Origin of the sequence: Paraburkholderia sediminicola, from assembly GCF_046027355.1 — a bacterium.
Lineage (GTDB): Bacteria > Pseudomonadota > Gammaproteobacteria > Burkholderiales > Burkholderiaceae > Paraburkholderia > Paraburkholderia sediminicola_B.
In genome coordinates this window covers 1-15,088 of the sequence record NZ_JAQQEK010000070.1, presented here as the reverse complement: position 1 = coordinate 15,088, position 15,088 = coordinate 1, and the positions used below count along the sequence as shown (strand labels likewise).

General features: G+C 64.7%; 17 protein-coding genes. 13 read left to right on the top strand and 4 right to left on the bottom strand.

Features of this window, described 5'->3' with window-relative positions; all coding sequences use genetic code 11:
* From PQR42_RS44785 to pyrF, 13 genes are all read left to right on the top strand, one after another.
* The coding region (locus PQR42_RS44785; RefSeq protein WP_408495964.1) for a hypothetical protein at positions 1–340 on the top strand (340 nt) is incomplete at its 5' end.
* A 31-nt stretch (positions 341–371) separates the two neighbouring features.
* Entirely contained in the window at positions 372–1,361 is a 990-nt protein-coding gene (locus PQR42_RS44780; RefSeq protein WP_408393414.1) for an IclR family transcriptional regulator, read from the top strand.
* Positions 1,358–2,419 carry a 2-dehydro-3-deoxygalactonokinase gene (locus PQR42_RS44775; protein ID WP_408393416.1) on the top strand — a complete coding sequence of 354 codons (1,062 nt, stop codon included), beginning with the start codon at positions 1,358–1,360 and terminating at the stop codon, positions 2,417–2,419. The genes PQR42_RS44780 and PQR42_RS44775 overlap by 4 nt, the downstream gene beginning before the upstream one ends.
* A 36-nt stretch (positions 2,420–2,455) precedes the next feature.
* On the top strand, positions 2,456–3,136 hold the full coding sequence (locus PQR42_RS44770; RefSeq protein WP_408183411.1) for a 2-dehydro-3-deoxy-6-phosphogalactonate aldolase: 681 nt from the start codon (positions 2,456–2,458) through the stop codon (positions 3,134–3,136).
* Positions 3,133–3,909, top strand: coding sequence for an SDR family oxidoreductase (locus PQR42_RS44765; protein WP_408393418.1), 777 nt, complete (start codon positions 3,133–3,135; stop codon positions 3,907–3,909). Before PQR42_RS44770 ends, PQR42_RS44765 begins: the two co-directional genes overlap by 4 nt.
* 132 nt (positions 3,910–4,041) lie before the next feature.
* Positions 4,042–5,040, top strand: coding sequence for an arabinose ABC transporter substrate-binding protein (locus PQR42_RS44760; RefSeq protein ID WP_408216319.1), 999 nt, complete (start codon positions 4,042–4,044; stop codon positions 5,038–5,040).
* Between the two features lie 328 nt (positions 5,041–5,368).
* Positions 5,369–6,907, top strand: a complete 1,539-nt coding sequence (araG, locus tag PQR42_RS44755; RefSeq protein WP_408216316.1) for an L-arabinose ABC transporter ATP-binding protein AraG — start codon at positions 5,369–5,371, stop codon at positions 6,905–6,907.
* A gap of 54 nt (positions 6,908–6,961) precedes the next feature.
* A complete protein-coding gene (araH, locus tag PQR42_RS44750; RefSeq protein ID WP_106285215.1) occupies positions 6,962–7,978 on the top strand; it encodes an L-arabinose ABC transporter permease AraH in 1,017 nt (338 codons plus the stop codon).
* A gap of 39 nt (positions 7,979–8,017) precedes the next feature.
* Positions 8,018–8,818, top strand: a complete 801-nt coding sequence (locus tag PQR42_RS44745; protein WP_408393420.1) for an SDR family NAD(P)-dependent oxidoreductase — start codon at positions 8,018–8,020, stop codon at positions 8,816–8,818.
* Positions 8,815–9,717: an SMP-30/gluconolactonase/LRE family protein gene (locus tag PQR42_RS44740; RefSeq protein WP_408393422.1), complete on the top strand. Its 903-nt coding sequence runs from the start codon at positions 8,815–8,817 to the stop codon at positions 9,715–9,717. Before PQR42_RS44745 ends, PQR42_RS44740 begins: the two co-directional genes overlap by 4 nt.
* Positions 9,718–9,751: 34 nt before the next feature.
* The gene (locus tag PQR42_RS44735; RefSeq protein WP_408393424.1) at positions 9,752–9,946 is read left to right on the top strand and encodes a hypothetical protein; all 195 of its coding nucleotides are present in this window, start codon (positions 9,752–9,754) and stop codon (positions 9,944–9,946) included.
* Positions 9,943–11,004 (top strand): aldose 1-epimerase, encoded by a 1,062-nt coding sequence (locus PQR42_RS44730; RefSeq protein WP_408495961.1) that lies wholly within the window; start codon positions 9,943–9,945, stop codon positions 11,002–11,004. Before PQR42_RS44735 ends, PQR42_RS44730 begins: the two co-directional genes overlap by 4 nt.
* 258 nt (positions 11,005–11,262) lie before the next feature.
* Positions 11,263–12,078, top strand: coding sequence for an orotidine-5'-phosphate decarboxylase (gene pyrF / locus PQR42_RS44725; protein WP_408393428.1), 816 nt, complete (start codon positions 11,263–11,265; stop codon positions 12,076–12,078).
* A 45-nt stretch (positions 12,079–12,123) separates the two neighbouring features.
* On the opposite strand, the gene PQR42_RS44720 is transcribed toward pyrF, so the two are convergent.
* The 4 genes from PQR42_RS44720 to thiL form a co-directional block, all read right to left on the bottom strand.
* A complete protein-coding gene (locus PQR42_RS44720) occupies positions 12,124–12,639 on the bottom strand; it encodes a cupin domain-containing protein (protein WP_408393430.1) in 516 nt (171 codons plus the stop codon).
* 23 nt (positions 12,640–12,662) lie between these two features.
* Entirely contained in the window at positions 12,663–13,163 is a 501-nt protein-coding gene (locus PQR42_RS44715) for a CinA family protein (protein ID WP_106285221.1), read from the bottom strand.
* A gap of 65 nt (positions 13,164–13,228) precedes the next feature.
* On the bottom strand, positions 13,229–13,810 hold the full coding sequence (locus PQR42_RS44710) for a phosphatidylglycerophosphatase A family protein (RefSeq protein ID WP_408216297.1): 582 nt from the start codon (positions 13,808–13,810) through the stop codon (positions 13,229–13,231).
* Entirely contained in the window at positions 13,800–14,798 is a 999-nt protein-coding gene (gene thiL / locus PQR42_RS44705) for a thiamine-phosphate kinase (protein WP_408393432.1), read from the bottom strand. Before thiL ends, PQR42_RS44710 begins: the two co-directional genes overlap by 11 nt.
* Positions 14,799–15,088 lie beyond the last annotated feature (290 nt).

Here is a 15,088-nt window from a genome sequence, read left to right as displayed (position 1 = left end):
GGTGCCGCCCCGCACAGGGGCAACGCTAATAGACCACAAAGAACTCAAGGAAAGGCCAACGCCCACAGAGCACACCCCCAAAACCCCACACCACATCAAATCCCATTATATGAATCCAACACTCACATATTGGAGCTTTATCAAAAACCGCCCTACAATCCAACCCAACACGCAGAAAGCGCCACATCGGCAAGGAAAAACTCCCGCCGCCAAGCGCCGAAAAGCAGCAGCAAAAAAAACCGGAGACAAAGCCCAAACCATGCCTAAACCGCAAAGGCATCGCCGCCGCGCCAGCGACACCGCGAGCAATCAAGGCCCACTCTCCGGCCCCGCGCTGTAAGCGCAAAAAAACCACCGAAAAGCGAATCGCCATGAACAAAGCGATGCCCACTCACGCCGCGAGCGCGTCCGAAGCCGATCTGGCGTCATCCGCCGATCACGCGTCCAGCGCCACGCCGCCACGCCCTGCGCCCGCCGCCAAAGCGCCACGCGCGGGCGCGAGCGCCAGCGTCCACCCGGCCCCGATCGACGGAATCGCGCTCCCCAGCACGCTGCTCGACATCACCCCGCAGCAAGCCGGCACGCAAACGCTCCTGCGCGGCCTGGCGATCCTCGAAGCAGCAGCAGCGGGCGTCCGCGACCTGCGCACCTTCGGCGCCGCGCTCGGCACGACCCGTAGCACCACGCATCGGCTGGTGAGCAGCCTCGTGCAGGCGCGTTACCTGCGCCAGGTGCAAGGCGGCTACCTGCTCGGCCCGAAGCTAATCGAACTCGGCACCATCGCGCTCGAACAGATGCCGCTCACCGCGGTCGCCCGCCAACATCTGGAATCGCTCGCGGAACAAACCCTCGACACGATCCACCTCGGCGTGCGAGACGGCGACGACGTCCTGTACATCGACAAAATCCCCGGTACCCGCGGCCTCGAAATGCGCTCGCGCGTCGGTCACCGCATGCCGCTGGCATCGACGGGAATCGGCAAGGCCATGATGCTCGACCTCACGCCGGACGTCTGGCAGTCGCTCTTCGATGCATCGCGCCGCGCGCTCGCCGGCGTCAGCTTCAAGCCGGATAACCGTCCCGACGCGCAGACCTTCATGCAGCGCATGACCAACTATGCGGCCGGCGGCTACACCTTCGACCTCGAAGAAAACGAAGCGTCGATCCGCTGCGTCGCGGCCCCCGTTCGCGATGCTTCGGGCGCGGTGGTGGCGGCGCTGTCGGTGGCGAGCACGATTCCGTACATGTCGCTCGAACGCATGGACGAACTGATTCCGGTCGTGCAGCGCGAAGCGCGCGCGATCTCGGAAGAACTCGGCTGGCGCGCCCCGCAACCGGCAACCCGCAGGATCAAGCGATGAAGCGAGCGGGTTCTCCCATCCCGGCAGCCAGCCACGCCGCAGCAGTTGCGGTCGACGCCAGCCACGAGCACGCCGCGCTGATCGCGCTCGACTGGGGCACGACATCGCTGCGCGCGTATCTGTACGACGCGTCCGGCAACGTGCTGGCGACGCGCGCATCGACGGCGGGCATCATGAATCTGCCGCGCAGCGCCGAGCAGGGCGGCTTCGACGCGGCCTTTGAGGACGCCTGCGGCGCCTGGCTCGAACACGCGCCGGCCGCGCCGGTGATCGCGGCAGGCATGGTCGGCAGTGCGCAAGGCTGGCTCGAAGCGCCGTATGTCGAAACGCCGGCGAGCGCCGACGCGCTGGTGGCGGGCATCGTTCGAGTCAAGGCGGCGTGTGGCGTAACGCTGCATATCGTGCCGGGCGTCCTGCAACGCGGCGAACTGCCCAACGTGATGCGCGGCGAAGAAACACAAATCTTCGGCGCACTCGGCGAAGAAACGAACGTAACCAACACCGCCGACAGCGGCAAGCGCTCCCTGATCGGCTTGCCCGGGACCCACGCCAAATGGGCGGTGGTGCAGGCGGACCGCATCGAACGTTTCCACACCTTCATGACTGGCGAAGTATTCGCGGCATTGCGCGAACACACCATCCTCGGCCGCACGATGCTCACGCCGGATCGTCCGGACGCCGTCGCGTTCCTGCATGGCGTGAACATCGCGCGGGAAAAGGGCCAGGCGGGTGTGCTCGCGACGGTATTCAGTTCGCGCACGCTCGGCCTCACCGGACAACTTTCGCGCGAACAACAGCCCGACTATCTGTCGGGATTGCTGATCGGCCACGAACTCGCCGGCCTCGACGCCGTGCTCGCGCAGCAGCAAAGCGCGCTCGCCGGCCAGAGCCTGCGTCTGATCGGCAACGAAGCGCTGTGCGAGCGCTATCGCCTCGCGCTCGCGCAATTCGGCTGCACCCAGGCGGAGCTGGTCAAGCACGCCACCGAGCGCGGCCTGTGGCGCGTCGCGTCGCAGGCGGGGCTCGTCAAACCGGCCGCCAAGACGGCGCGCGCCTAACCCACGGCGCCGCCGCCCACGAAACAAGGAACCGACATGCAACCTCACATCAATCTGCCCGCTCCGTACATGCCGCACGCGGGTCTGATCGCGGCGTTCGAGGCGTGTCCGCTGATCGCGATCATGCGCGGCGTGACGCCCGCCGATGCCGCCGAGCACGGTCAGGCGCTCTACGAAGCCGGCTTCCGGATCGTCGAAGTGCCGCTGAACTCGCCGCAGCCGTTCGACAGCATCGCCGCGATCCGCAAGGTGTTGCCGGCAGATGCGATCGTCGGCGCGGGCACGGTGCTGCATCCGAGTTTCGTCAACGACGTGAAGTCGGCGGGCGGCGAACTGATCGTCATGCCGCATAGCGATCCGGAAGTCGTCAGCGCCGCGAAAGCGCAAGGCATGGCCTGCGCGCCGGGCGTCGCGACACCCAACGAAGCGTTCATCGCGCTGAAGAACGGCGCGGACGTGCTGAAGATGTTCCCCGCCGAACAGCTCGGCTGCCAGGTCGTGAAGGCATGGCGCGCGGTGATCGCGGCGGAAGTGCCGCTGGTGCCGGTCGGCGGCATCACGCCCGACAACATGGGCCCGTTTCTCAGCGCGGGCGCGAACGGCTTCGGCCTCGGCTCGGCGCTGTACAAGCCGGGTCAAAGCGCGGCCGTGACGGCCTCGCACGCGAAGGCGTTCATCAACGGTTTGCGTATCGCCCGCGCGGGTGCGAAGAAATGAAACGGCTTGCCGGCAAAGTCGCCTTGGTCACCGGCGCCGGTCGTGGCATCGGCGCGGCGATCGCTCATGCGTTCGCGCGCGAAGGCGCGGCGGTCGTGTTGGCCGAACTGGATATCGACACCGCGCAGCAGACTGCGGAGCACATCAAGGCGCAAACTGGCGCGCGCGTGCTCGCGGTGCACACGGACGTGACGCAAGCGGCGTCGGTTCAGCACGCGGTGAGCGAGGCCGAACGCGCATTCGGCGCGCTCGACGTACTGGTGAATAACGCCGGCATCAACGTGTTCTGCGACCCGCTCACCATGACCGACGACGACTGGCGCCGCTGCTTCGCGGTCGATCTCGACGGCGTGTGGAACGGTTGTCGCGCGGCGTTGCCGGGCATGGTCGAACGCGGTGCGGGCAGCATCGTGAACATCGCGTCGACGCATTCGTTCAAGATCATTCCGGGCTGCTTTCCTTACCCGGTTGCAAAGCACGGCGTGATCGGACTGACGCGCGCCCTCGGCATCGAATACGCGCCGCGCAATGTGCGGGTCAACGCAATCGCACCGGGTTACATCGAAACGCAATTGACGCATGACTGGTGGAACGAACAAGCCGATCCGGCCGCCGCGCAGCAGGCGACGCTCGATCTGCAACCGATGAAACGCATCGGCCGCCCGGAAGAAGTGGCGATGACGGCGGTGTTTCTCGCCTCGGACGAAGCGCCGTTCATCAACGCCACCTGCATTACCGTGGATGGCGGCCGCTCGGCGCTGTATCACGACTGATTTTTGCAGGACTCAGATTGCGCAGGGGCGCATGGAGTACACCGGACGACGCGCTGGCCGCGTGTGTCACACCCGGTACAAGAAGACGCGGCCGATACCTTCTCGTTATCAATTAGTCAGGAGACACGCATCATGAAACGTAGAATTTTCCTCACGCTGGCAGCAGCGGCGGCGGGTGTGCTCTTCAACGCACCGGTCGCGCAAGCCGCCGATCCGGTAAAGATCGGCTTCCTCGTGAAGCAGCCGGAAGAACCGTGGTTCCAGGACGAGTGGAAGTTCGCCGAGATCGCCGCCAAGGAAAAGGGCTTCACGCTGGTGAAGATCGGCGCGCCGTCGGGCGAGAAGGTGATGAGCGCAATCGACAACCTGTCGGCGCAAAAGGCGCAAGGCTTCGTGATCTGCACGCCTGACGTCAAGCTCGGACCGGGCATCGTCGCGAAGGCGAAAGCCGACGGCCTGAAGATGATGACGGTGGACGATCGTCTGGTCGACGGCGCGGGCAAGCCGATCGCATCGGTGCCGCATATGGGCATCTCGGCGTACAACATCGGCAAGCAGGTCGGCGACGGCCTGGCTGCGGAAATCAAGAAGCGCGGCTGGGACATGAAGGACGTCGGCGCGATCGACGTGACCTACGAACAACTGCCGACCGCGCATGACCGCACCAGCGGCGCAACCGACGCACTGATCGCCGCCGGCTTCCCGAAGGCGAACATCATCGCCGCGCCGCAAGCGAAGACCGACACGGAAAACGCGTTCAACGCCGCCAACATCGCGCTGACGAAGAATCCGAACTTCAAGCACTGGGTCGCTTACGGCCTGAACGACGAAGCCGTGCTCGGCGCCGTGCGTGCAGCGGAAGGCCGCGGCTTCAAGGCGGACAACATGATCGGTATCGGCATCGGCGGTTCGGAGTCGGCACTCAACGAGTTCAAGAAGCCGTCGCCGACGGGCTTCTACGGCACGGTCATCATCAGCCCGAAGCGCCACGGCGAAGAAACCTCGACGCTGATGTACGACTGGATCACGCAAGGCAAGGCACCGCCGGCGCTGACCCTGACGACCGGCATGCTGGCCACGCGTGACAACGTCGCCGATGTGCGCCAGAAGATGGGCCTCGCGGCAAATTGAGCGGATTGATTCAGCACGCGGTGACATGAAGTGAACTGCCGGCGCGTCTTTCTCCAAAGAACGGCGCGCTGGCAGTAGCAATAAAAGATCAGCAGTAGAGACAGGCCATGCTTTGCGATGTTGCCCACGCGGCGCCGTAAAGCACGGTTCACACGAAGCTGTAATAAATTGCATGGGACCAGAGTAAGAGCTTTGCATGGGACCGGAGTAAGCGCTAAAGCGCTAACTCCGGCCGACAGCTAAAGCGCCAACTCTGATTGACCGCAATAACTTTCATGGGACGGGAGTAAGCGCTAAAGCGCCAACTCCCGTCGACATAGGAGGCGAAGTGTCAGCGACGCTACGTTTTGACAATATCGGCAAAGTCTTTCCAGGCGTGCGCGCGCTCGACGGTGTGTCCTTCGACGTCAACGTCGGCCAGGTGCACGGCCTGATGGGCGAAAACGGCGCAGGGAAATCGACCCTGCTGAAGATTCTCGGTGGTGAATATCAGCCTGACTCGGGCCGCGTGATGATCGACGGCAACGAGGTGCGCTTCTCGAGCGCGGCGTCGTCGATCGCGGCGGGCATCGCGGTGATTCACCAGGAACTGCAATACGTGCCCGACCTGACGGTCGCGGAAAACCTGCTGCTCGGCCAGCTGCCGAACTCGCTGGGCTGGGTCAACAAGCGCGAAGCCAAACGCTTCGTGCGCGAACGCCTCGAAGCGATGGGCGTGGCGCTCGACCCGAACGCGAAGCTGCGCAAGCTCTCGATCGCGCAACGCCAGATGGTGGAAATCTGCAAGGCGCTGCTGCGCAACGCGCGCGTGATCGCGCTGGATGAGCCGACCAGCTCGCTGTCGCATCGTGAGACCGAGGTGTTGTTCAAGCTGGTGCGCGACCTGCGCGCCGACAACCGCGCGATGATCTACATCTCGCACCGCATGGACGAGATCTACGAGTTGTGCGATGCCTGCACGATCTTCCGCGACGGCCGCAAGATCGCCTCGCATCCGACGCTCGAAGGCGTGTCGCGCGACACCATCGTCAGCGAGATGGTGGGGCGGGAAATTTCTGACATCTATAACTACTCGGCGCGGCCGCTCGGCGAAGTGCGCTTCGCGGCGAAAGCGATCGAAGGCCATGCGCTCGCGCAGCCGGCCAGCTTCGAAGTGCGGCGCGGCGAGATCGTCGGCTTCTTTGGTCTGGTGGGCGCGGGCCGCAGCGAACTGATGCATCTGGTGTACGGCGCCGATCACAAGAAGGGCGGCGAGTTGATGCTCGACGGCAAGCCGATCAAGGTGCGCAGCGCGGGCGAAGCGATCCGGCACGGCATCGTGCTGTGCCCGGAAGACCGCAAGGAAGAAGGCATTGTCGCGATGGCGACCGTGTCGGAGAACATCAATATCAGTTGCCGTCGTCACTATCTGCGCGCCGGGATGTTTCTCGACCGCAAGAAGGAAGCGGAAACCGCGGACCGTTTTATCAAGCTGCTGAAGATCAAGACGCCGAGCCGCCGCCAGAAAATCCGCTTTCTGTCGGGCGGCAATCAGCAGAAGGCGATCCTGTCGCGCTGGTTGGCTGAGCCGGATCTGAAAGTCGTGATTCTCGACGAGCCGACTCGCGGTATCGACGTCGGCGCGAAGCACGAAATTTACAACGTGATCTATCAACTTGCCGAACGCGGCTGCGCCATCGTGATGATTTCGTCGGAGCTGCCGGAAGTGCTCGGCGTGTCCGACCGCATCGTCGTGATGCGCCAAGGCCGGATTTCCGGCGAGCTGGCGCGCCAGGATGCAACGGAACAATCGGTGTTGAGCCTCGCGCTGCCGCAAAGCTCGACCGCACTGCCCGGAACGGAAACCGCTGCCCAACAGGCGGCCTGAACATCATTCGGACGAAAGTCCGGCAACCCGTGGGGAACGGGAGGAGTCTTCAACATGCAAGCCAGAGAAAACCTCGCGCAACAGGCCGCCAAGAGCGCCGCCGATGCGCTGATTCCGCAGTCCAACGACAAGGCGAAATGGTGGCAGCAGATCACCGAGTACAGCCTGATCGTGATCTTCGTCGTGATGTTCGTCACGATGTCGCTGACCGTCGACCACTTCTTCTCGATCGAGAACATGCTCGGCCTCGCACTGTCGATCTCGCAGATCGGCATGGTCGCCTGCACGATGATGTTCTGCCTCGCCTCGCGCGACTTCGACTTGTCGGTGGGTTCGACGGTCGCGTTTGCCGGCGTCTTGTGCGCGATGGTGCTCAACGCGACCGGTAACACCTTCATCGCGATCGTCGCGGCGGTGGCGGCGGGCGGCGTGATCGGTTTCGTCAACGGCGCGGTGATCGCGTATCTACGCATCAACGCGCTGATCACGACGCTCGCCACGATGGAAATCGTCCGCGGTCTCGGCTTTATCGTCTCGCACGGTCAGGCGGTGGGTGTGTCGTCGGATACGTTTATCGCGCTGGGCGGCTTGAGCTTCTTCGGCGTGTCGCTGCCGATCTGGGTCACGCTGCTCTGCTTCATCGTGTTCGGCGTGATGCTCAACCAGACCGTGTACGGCCGCAATACGCTCGCGATCGGCGGCAATCCGGAAGCCTCGCGTCTGGCGGGTATCAATGTGGAACGCACGCGCGTCTACATCTTCCTGATTCAGGGCGCGGTGACCGCGCTGGCCGGTGTGATTCTGGCCTCGCGTATCACGTCGGGCCAGCCGAATGCCGCGGAAGGCTTTGAGCTGAACGTGATTTCGGCTTGCGTGCTGGGCGGCGTGTCGCTGCTCGGCGGCCGCGCGACGATTTCCGGCGTCGTGATCGGCGTGCTGATCATGGGCACGGTCGAGAACGTGATGAACCTGATGAACATCGACGCGTTCTACCAGTACCTCGTGCGTGGCGCGATCCTGCTCGCCGCCGTGCTGCTCGACCAGTTGAAGAACCGCGGATCGCGGGACTAAACCCGCGACCAACTCACTTGCTCTAAAAGGAATCGAACGATGTCGTCTCCGGCCAATGCAAACGTCCGTCTCGCGGACAGCGCCTTCGCGCGCTACCCGAGCCTCGTCGACCGCACGGTGTTGATCACGGGCGGCGCGACCGGCATCGGCGCATCGTTCGTCGAGCATTTCGCGGCGCAAGGCGCGCGCGTCGCGTTCTTCGATATCGACGCGAGCGCCGGCGAAGCGCTCGCCGACGAACTCGGCGATTCGAAGCACAAACCGCTGTTCCTGCCGTGCGATCTGACCGACATCGACGCGCTGCAAAAAGCGATCGCCGATGTGAAGGCCTCGTTGGGCCCGATCCAGGTGCTGGTGAACAACGCCGCGAACGACAAGCGCCACACGATCGGCGAAGTCACGCGCGAGTCGTTCGACGCGGGCATCGCGGTGAATATCCGTCACCAGTTCTTCGCGGCGCAGGCGGTGATGGAAGACATGAAAGCCGCCAACAGCGGCTCGATCATCAATCTCGGATCGATCAGCTGGATGCTGAAGAACGGCGGCTATCCGGTCTATGTGATGTCGAAGTCGGCGGTACAGGGTTTGACGCGGGGTCTCGCGCGCGACCTGGGCCACTTCAATATCCGCGTCAATACGCTGGTGCCGGGCTGGGTGATGACCGAAAAGCAGAAACGGTTGTGGCTCGACGACGCGGGCCGTCGTTCGATCAAGGAAGGGCAGTGTATCGACGCCGAGCTGGAACCGGCCGACCTCGCGCGCATGGCGCTTTTCCTCGCCGCCGACGACAGCCGGATGATCACCGCGCAGGACATCATCGTCGACGGAGGCTGGGCGTGAGTGCGAGCGGTTCATCCGGTACGGCCGCGCTGCTGCTCGATACGAAATGCACGCTCGGCGAAGGCGCGACATGGTGCGCGCAAACCGGCCGTTTCTACTGGACGGATATCGAAGGCGCGCGTCTGTGGCGTTATGACCCAAGGGACGGTGGCAACATGTCCTGGCGCATGCCCGAGCGCCTCGCCACGTTCGCGCTGTGCGCGGATCCGCGTTACCTGTTGCTCGGTCTGGCCACGCACCTCGCCTTTTTCGAGCTGGCCACTGGCGAGACGCGGCGCATCATCGACATCGAACCCGGCTTGAACACGCGCGTGAACGACGGCCGCTGCGACCGTCAGGGGCGCTTCGTGTTCGGCACCAAAGATGAAGGCGCGCCGTTGCGGGCAATTGGCGGTTTCTACCGGCTCAATCGCGATCTGTCGCTGGAGCGTTTGCCGCTGCCCGCGCCGGCGATTTCGAACAGCATCGCGTTCAGCCCCGACGGCGCGACGATGTACTACTGCGATTCGCCCACGCGCGAAATCCGCGTCTGCGACTATCGCGCGGACGGCGGTATCGCCAACGACCGTCTGTTCACCCGGCTCACCGACGCAACGGGCGAACCCGACGGCTCGACCGTCGACCGCGACGGCGGCCTGTGGAATGCGCAATGGGGCGGTCGGCGGGTGGTGCGCTACGGCCCGGACGGTGTGGAAACGGAACGTGTCGACGTGCCGACCGCTCAGCCCAGTTGCGTGGCATTGGGCGGCTCGCAACTCGGCACGCTGTACATCACGAGCGCCCGTTGCGACCTCGATGCAGCGGCGCTCGCCGACGATGCGCGGGCGGGCGGCGTGTTCGTCGCCACGCCCGGACGGCAAGGTTTGCCGGAGCCGGTGTTCCAAGGCGCGCCCGCTTAGCGCAGAATGACGCTGCCTCGCTCCCGAGGCGGCAATGAAGAATGAAGCGATGAAGCGCGGTTGCGCAGTGAATCTGAAAGTGAATCGCAAGTTGATGGTGCAATCCCAGTGGCAGCAAATCGGCAGCATGCAGTTCGGACCCAGAGGCGACCGTTTTAAGAAAATCGCCCAACAGCATCCGTCAGCAATGACGGCAACGTCCCAAGCCTCTCGATGGAGCCAGATATGACTGTTGCGAATCTTGTTTCCTCCTTCCCTCAGACCTCACAGAGTCGACGCTCGCGACTCGCGGCGGCGGCCAATCCGGTGCTCGCCGGTCCCAGCACGTCGGCGGTGGCCGTCGGCGAAGCCAGCGCCGGCGATGTCGCGTGCATCACGCTCGCCAATGCGCATTTGCGTCTTGACGTCGCGCCGACGCTCGGCGGCGGCGTCACCCGTTTCGACTGGCGCAACGACGGCGCGCTTACGCCGATCTTCCGGCGCTGCCGCCACGTCGCGGCCGATACGCAACCGAACCAGTTGTCCTGTTATCCGCTGCTGCCGTATTCAAATCGCATCGGCGGCGGGCAATTCAATGTGGCGGGACGGCGCGTCGAGGTGCCGCGCAATCGCGCCGACGAACCCTTGCCGATTCACGGCGACGGTTGGCAATCGGCCTGGCAGGTCGCGGAGTCGGACCGCGAAAACGTCCGCCTCACACTCGACCGCCGCGACGGCAAGCCGTACACCTACCGCGCGACGCAAACCTATACGCTGGACGGCCCGACGCTCGTCGTCACGCTCGAAATCGAAAATACCGGCCGCGAGGCGCTGCCTTTCGGGCTGGGCGTGCATCCCTTTTTCGTGCGTGACGCGGACACCGAGTTGTCGGCCGCGGCCGGCGGTCTCTGGCTCTCCGGCGACGACTGGCTGCCTGTACGGCACGTGCAGGCGCCGCCCGCGTGGCAATTCGGCGTGGCGTATCCGCTGCCGGAAACCATCGTCAATCACGCTTTTACCGGCTGGAGCGGACAGGCGGCGGTGGTGTGGCCGAAGCGCCGCCTGTCGCTGAATATTGCCGCCGATACCGATTACTACGTGCTGTACACGCCGCCCGGTGAAGACTTCTTCTGCTTCGAACCGGTGGATCATCCGATCAACGCGATGAACCTGGCCGGCGGCGCGAGCGAAAACGGCATGACCATGCTGGGACGTGGCGAGCGACTGACGCGCACGTTCCGCTTCACCGTGGAACGCACGGGTTTGCGCTCGATGCCGGGTGCGCGGGGCTCGAAGCGGCGGCAATAGCGGGCGGCGCAGCGCGGCAATCGAGCGGAACGACATCGCGTAACGTATGTCGGCTCGGGCGCGCTGCGGGCAACCGGCTCGCACGCCTCGCAAACGTCTGCTGATACACGTGCGCATTCAGAGCGCGCTTCAGGCGTTAGTCGCGCTTGCCCGAGGCCCGCTCCGGGCCACCGATGCGCACGCTCCCGGCGCGGCCCGCCGCGCGGGACGGGTAAAATACGCGCCTGTTCCGTTTTCCAGCTTGCCGCGAGACCCACCATGTCCAACTTCATCCAGACACTCAACGACGCCTGGCGGCGCACCAACTCGCTGCTGTGCGTCGGCCTCGATCCCGAGCCGAGCAAATTTCCGGGCGCGCTCGCAGGCCGTCCCGAGGCGATTTTCGACTTCTGCCGCACGATCGTCGACGCGACCGCGCCGTATGCGTCATCGTTTAAACCGCAGATTGCCTACTTCGCGGCGCATCGCGCGGAAGACCAGCTCGAGCAGCTGATCGCCCACATTCATGCGAACCATCCGGGTCTGCCGGTGATTCTGGACGCGAAGCGCGGCGACATCGGCAGCACCGCCGAACAATATGCGCGTGAGGCGTTCGAACGCTATCAGGCGGACGCCGTGACGGTGAATCCGTACATGGGTTTCGACTCGATCCAGCCGTATCTGGAGCACGAGGGCAAAGGCGTGATCGTGCTGTGCCGCACATCGAACCCGGGCGGCTCCGATCTGCAATTCCTGGAGACGGGCGGCCGTCCGCTGTATCAGGTCGTGGCGCAACTGGCGGCGGAGAAGTGGAATGCGAGCGGCCAACTGAGTCTGGTGGTCGGCGCGACGTTCCCGAAAGAGATTGAAGTGGTGCGGGGGATCGTCGGCGATATGCCGCTGCTGATTCCGGGCATCGGCGCGCAAGGCGGCGATGTGGAAGCGACGGTCCACGCCGGCCGCACCGCGAACGGCACGGGCATGCTGATCAACTCGTCGCGGGCGATCATCTACGCGGGCAAGGGCGACGATTTCGCCGAAGCCGCGGCGAAGGCCGCGATGGAGACGCGGGACCGGATCAACGCGTTCAGGTAATCGCAGGCTGTCTTTCTCGAAGACAGCTTCATGAGCGTATGCGGTTCAGGCCGGCCCTAGCCGCTCGATCAACGCCGCATGCTGCGGGTGTCGCGCTTTCAACGTGCCGACATCCGCCAGTTCAAATTCGCTGAATTCAAAGCCCGGCGCGACCGTGCAACCCACCAGCGCGAAGGTCGCCGGATCGGCGCATTCCGCTGCGAACCATAAACCTGCCGGCACTATGGCCTGAAACACGGCATCGGGGTGCGTCAGCGCGTTGCCGAGCTTATGTGTCACCAATGCGCCCGTTTCGTCGAGCACGTGGACGTTCAACGGTTCGCCCGCATAGAAATGCCAGACCTCGTCGGATTTGATCCGATGCCACGCCGAATGCGCACCGTCGCATAGCAGGTAATAGATTGCCGTCGACGCGGAGCGCGTTTCCGCTGAACCGTCGTCGCCGTCGCGAATCACGCGGTCCGCCGAGCGGTACGTCTCGCTAAAAAATCCGCCTTCGGGATGCGGCTTGAGATCGAGGCGGAGGATCAGTTCGTCTTTGACTGCGTGCGAATCGGGCATCGGCTTTCCGCTTCGAACAGAGGTTAATGCTCGCGCTCGTCGAGCAAGGCGAGGACTCCGCGCAATGCATGTGCGGCAGCCTGCACGCGGATCTTCTCGCGGTCGCCCTTGAAGATCTTCGTTTCCACCGATGTATGCAGCCGGTTGCTCCAGCCAAATGAGACCATGCCGACCGGTTTGGTCTCGGTGCCGCCGCCCGGTCCGGCGACGCCGGTAATCGACAGCGAGACCTGCGCGCGGCTGTTGCGCAGCGCGCCTTCGGCCATGGCGCGCGCCACCTGCTCGCTGACTGCGCCGTGCTTGTCGATCAGCTCGGCGGGCACGCCGATCATTTCGCTCTTCGCCTGATTCGAATACGTGACGAAGCCGCGCTCGAACCAGCCGCTGCTGCCGGAAATGTCGGTGATCGCGGTCGCCACCATGCCGCCCGTGCAGGACTCGGCGGTGACGAGCATGAGGCGCTCGTCGCGCAGACGGTTGCTCACGCGAATGGCGAGCTGGTGAACGACGGAATCGGTAGGCATGGCGTCAATCCGGAAACGAGGGCTGGCGGTGAATGCCCGGCGGCGCGGCGGCCGCCGGGCAGCAGTCAAACGGACATGCGCCAGAGCGCAATCACGAGCAGCGTGAAAAACGCGGCGACCAGGTCATCGAACATGATGCCAAAGCCACCTTTCAGACGGCGATCGAAATAACCGATGGGCGGCGGCTTCACCATGTCGAAGAAGCGAAACACGATGAATGCCCAGAACTGGCCGGTCAGCGTGACCGGCGTGACCATCAGCAGCACCAGCCAGAACGCGATGATTTCGTCCCACACGACCGGCGACGGATCGTCGATGCCGAGCTTCTTCGCGGTGAATCCGCAAATCGCAATGCCGCCAAAGAAGCCGGCGACGATCAGCAGGCCCCACTCGATTACGGTCAGATAACGGCTCAGCACGGCGAACGACGCCCACGCGAACAGCGTGCCGATCGTCCCCGGCGCGACCGGCGACAGGCCACTGCCGAACCCCAGCGACAGAATGTGCAGCGGATGCGACAGCATGAAGCGCGCAGTGGCGCGGCGCGGCTGACGGCCCGGCGGGCGCGGATCGGGCGCGCGCGGCGCCTGCGGTGGCTCGGTGCCGATGAGTTTGTCGGCTGGGCCGAGCGGGGGATCAGTCTGCATGAAAGTGGTCGAAGCCTTGCAACGTCAGAGTGAGCGGCGCGCCGGCGGCATCGCGCCAGCCGATCGCCGGGCGGTCGGCCGCCGTTTCGAGAGCGCTTATTGTACCGATGCGGGTGAGCTGAATGCCCACCTCGCCGCCGGCCTTTTCGACTGCGGCACGCACCGCGACCGGCGCGGTGAAGCACAGCTCGTAGTCGTCGCCGCCGGCGAGTGTGCAGCGTCGTTGAATCTCGGGCGCAAGCCGGCGCAGGGCGGCGGAGCGCGGGACGGCGTCGACGTCGACCGTGGCTCGCAGGTTCGAGCGTTCCAGAATGTGCAGCAGGTCGCCCGCGAGGCCGTCCGAGAGGTCGAGCGCCGCGTGGGCGACGCCGCGCAGCGCCAGCCCGAGCGCGACACGCGGCTCCGGGCGTTCGAGGGCGCGGCGAAACGTCGCAGTGTCGCTGGCATCGGCGGACCATTCGGCGCGCCGCACGCCAAGGCCGGCGCGCGCGTCGCCGAGCGTGCCGGAAATCCAGATGTCATCGCCCGGCTGCGCGGCGTCGCGGCGCAGCGCCGCGCGCGGCGGGACGCTGCCGAACACGGTGATGCACAGATTTAGTGGACCACCGGTCGTGTCGCCGCCGATCAGTTCGCAGCCGTAGCGTTCGGCCAGCGCGAACAGCCCTTCGCTGAACGCGGCCAGCCAGGCTTCCTCCGCCTTCGGCAAAGAGAACGCCAGCGTGAACGCCTGCGGTTGCGCGCCCATCGCGGCGAGGTCCGACAAATTCACAGCGAGCGCTTTGTGACCCAGCGCCTCGGGATCGACATCGGCGAAAAAGTGACGGCCTTCGACCAGCATGTCTGTCGATATCGCCAGCATTTCGCCGGCGCGCGGCGCGAGCAGCGCGCAGTCGTCGCCGATGCCGAGCGTGCCGCTCGCGACGTCGGCTGGCCGGGCAGCGGCGCGGCGGGCAAAGAAACGATCGATCAGCGAAAACTCGGAGAGCATGGTGGCGATGGGTGGACGCGAGGGGTGAACGATTAAATGTCGCGAAATGCGGCTAACGGCGCGCATTGTACGGAGTGGTCATCGGGTAAACATTCGATCGCCCGGCAACTCCGATTCGGGTCGCGTTCCGGCCACAGCATGCCACGTCAGCCTTTCGCTATGTTTCAGTCGCGGCAGTTGTACCCGTATTGAAGGAATTGGGCCGGCAATTGGGGCTACAATGCCGTCGAACGTCTATTCTAATCCGCCCTTCGAAGCCCGCCTTATGTCGACTCCCGTCAATAGCAAAC

What these genes read in the sequence shown, in the direction of transcription:
- PQR42_RS44780 (WP_408393414.1), top strand. Translation starts at nt 372, where the DNA reads ATGAACAAAGCGATGCCCACTCACGCCGCGAGCGCGTCCGAAGCCGAT.
- PQR42_RS44775 (WP_408393416.1), top strand. Translation starts at nt 1,358, where the DNA reads ATGAAGCGAGCGGGTTCTCCCATCCCGGCAGCCAGCCACGCCGCAGCA.
- PQR42_RS44770 (WP_408183411.1), top strand. Translation starts at nt 2,456, where the DNA reads ATGCAACCTCACATCAATCTGCCCGCTCCGTACATGCCGCACGCGGGT.
- PQR42_RS44765 (WP_408393418.1), top strand. Translation starts at nt 3,133, where the DNA reads ATGAAACGGCTTGCCGGCAAAGTCGCCTTGGTCACCGGCGCCGGTCGT.
- PQR42_RS44760 (WP_408216319.1), top strand. Translation starts at nt 4,042, where the DNA reads ATGAAACGTAGAATTTTCCTCACGCTGGCAGCAGCGGCGGCGGGTGTG.
- araH (WP_106285215.1), top strand. Translation starts at nt 6,962, where the DNA reads ATGCAAGCCAGAGAAAACCTCGCGCAACAGGCCGCCAAGAGCGCCGCC.
- PQR42_RS44745 (WP_408393420.1), top strand. Translation starts at nt 8,018, where the DNA reads ATGTCGTCTCCGGCCAATGCAAACGTCCGTCTCGCGGACAGCGCCTTC.
- PQR42_RS44735 (WP_408393424.1), top strand. Translation starts at nt 9,752, where the DNA reads ATGAAGAATGAAGCGATGAAGCGCGGTTGCGCAGTGAATCTGAAAGTG.
- PQR42_RS44730 (WP_408495961.1), top strand. Translation starts at nt 9,943, where the DNA reads ATGACTGTTGCGAATCTTGTTTCCTCCTTCCCTCAGACCTCACAGAGT.
- pyrF (WP_408393428.1), top strand. Translation starts at nt 11,263, where the DNA reads ATGTCCAACTTCATCCAGACACTCAACGACGCCTGGCGGCGCACCAAC.
- PQR42_RS44720 (WP_408393430.1), bottom strand. Translation starts at nt 12,639, where the DNA reads ATGCCCGATTCGCACGCAGTCAAAGACGAACTGATCCTCCGCCTCGAT.
- PQR42_RS44715 (WP_106285221.1), bottom strand. Translation starts at nt 13,163, where the DNA reads ATGCCTACCGATTCCGTCGTTCACCAGCTCGCCATTCGCGTGAGCAAC.
- PQR42_RS44710 (WP_408216297.1), bottom strand. Translation starts at nt 13,810, where the DNA reads ATGCAGACTGATCCCCCGCTCGGCCCAGCCGACAAACTCATCGGCACC.
- thiL (WP_408393432.1), bottom strand. Translation starts at nt 14,798, where the DNA reads ATGCTCTCCGAGTTTTCGCTGATCGATCGTTTCTTTGCCCGCCGCGCC.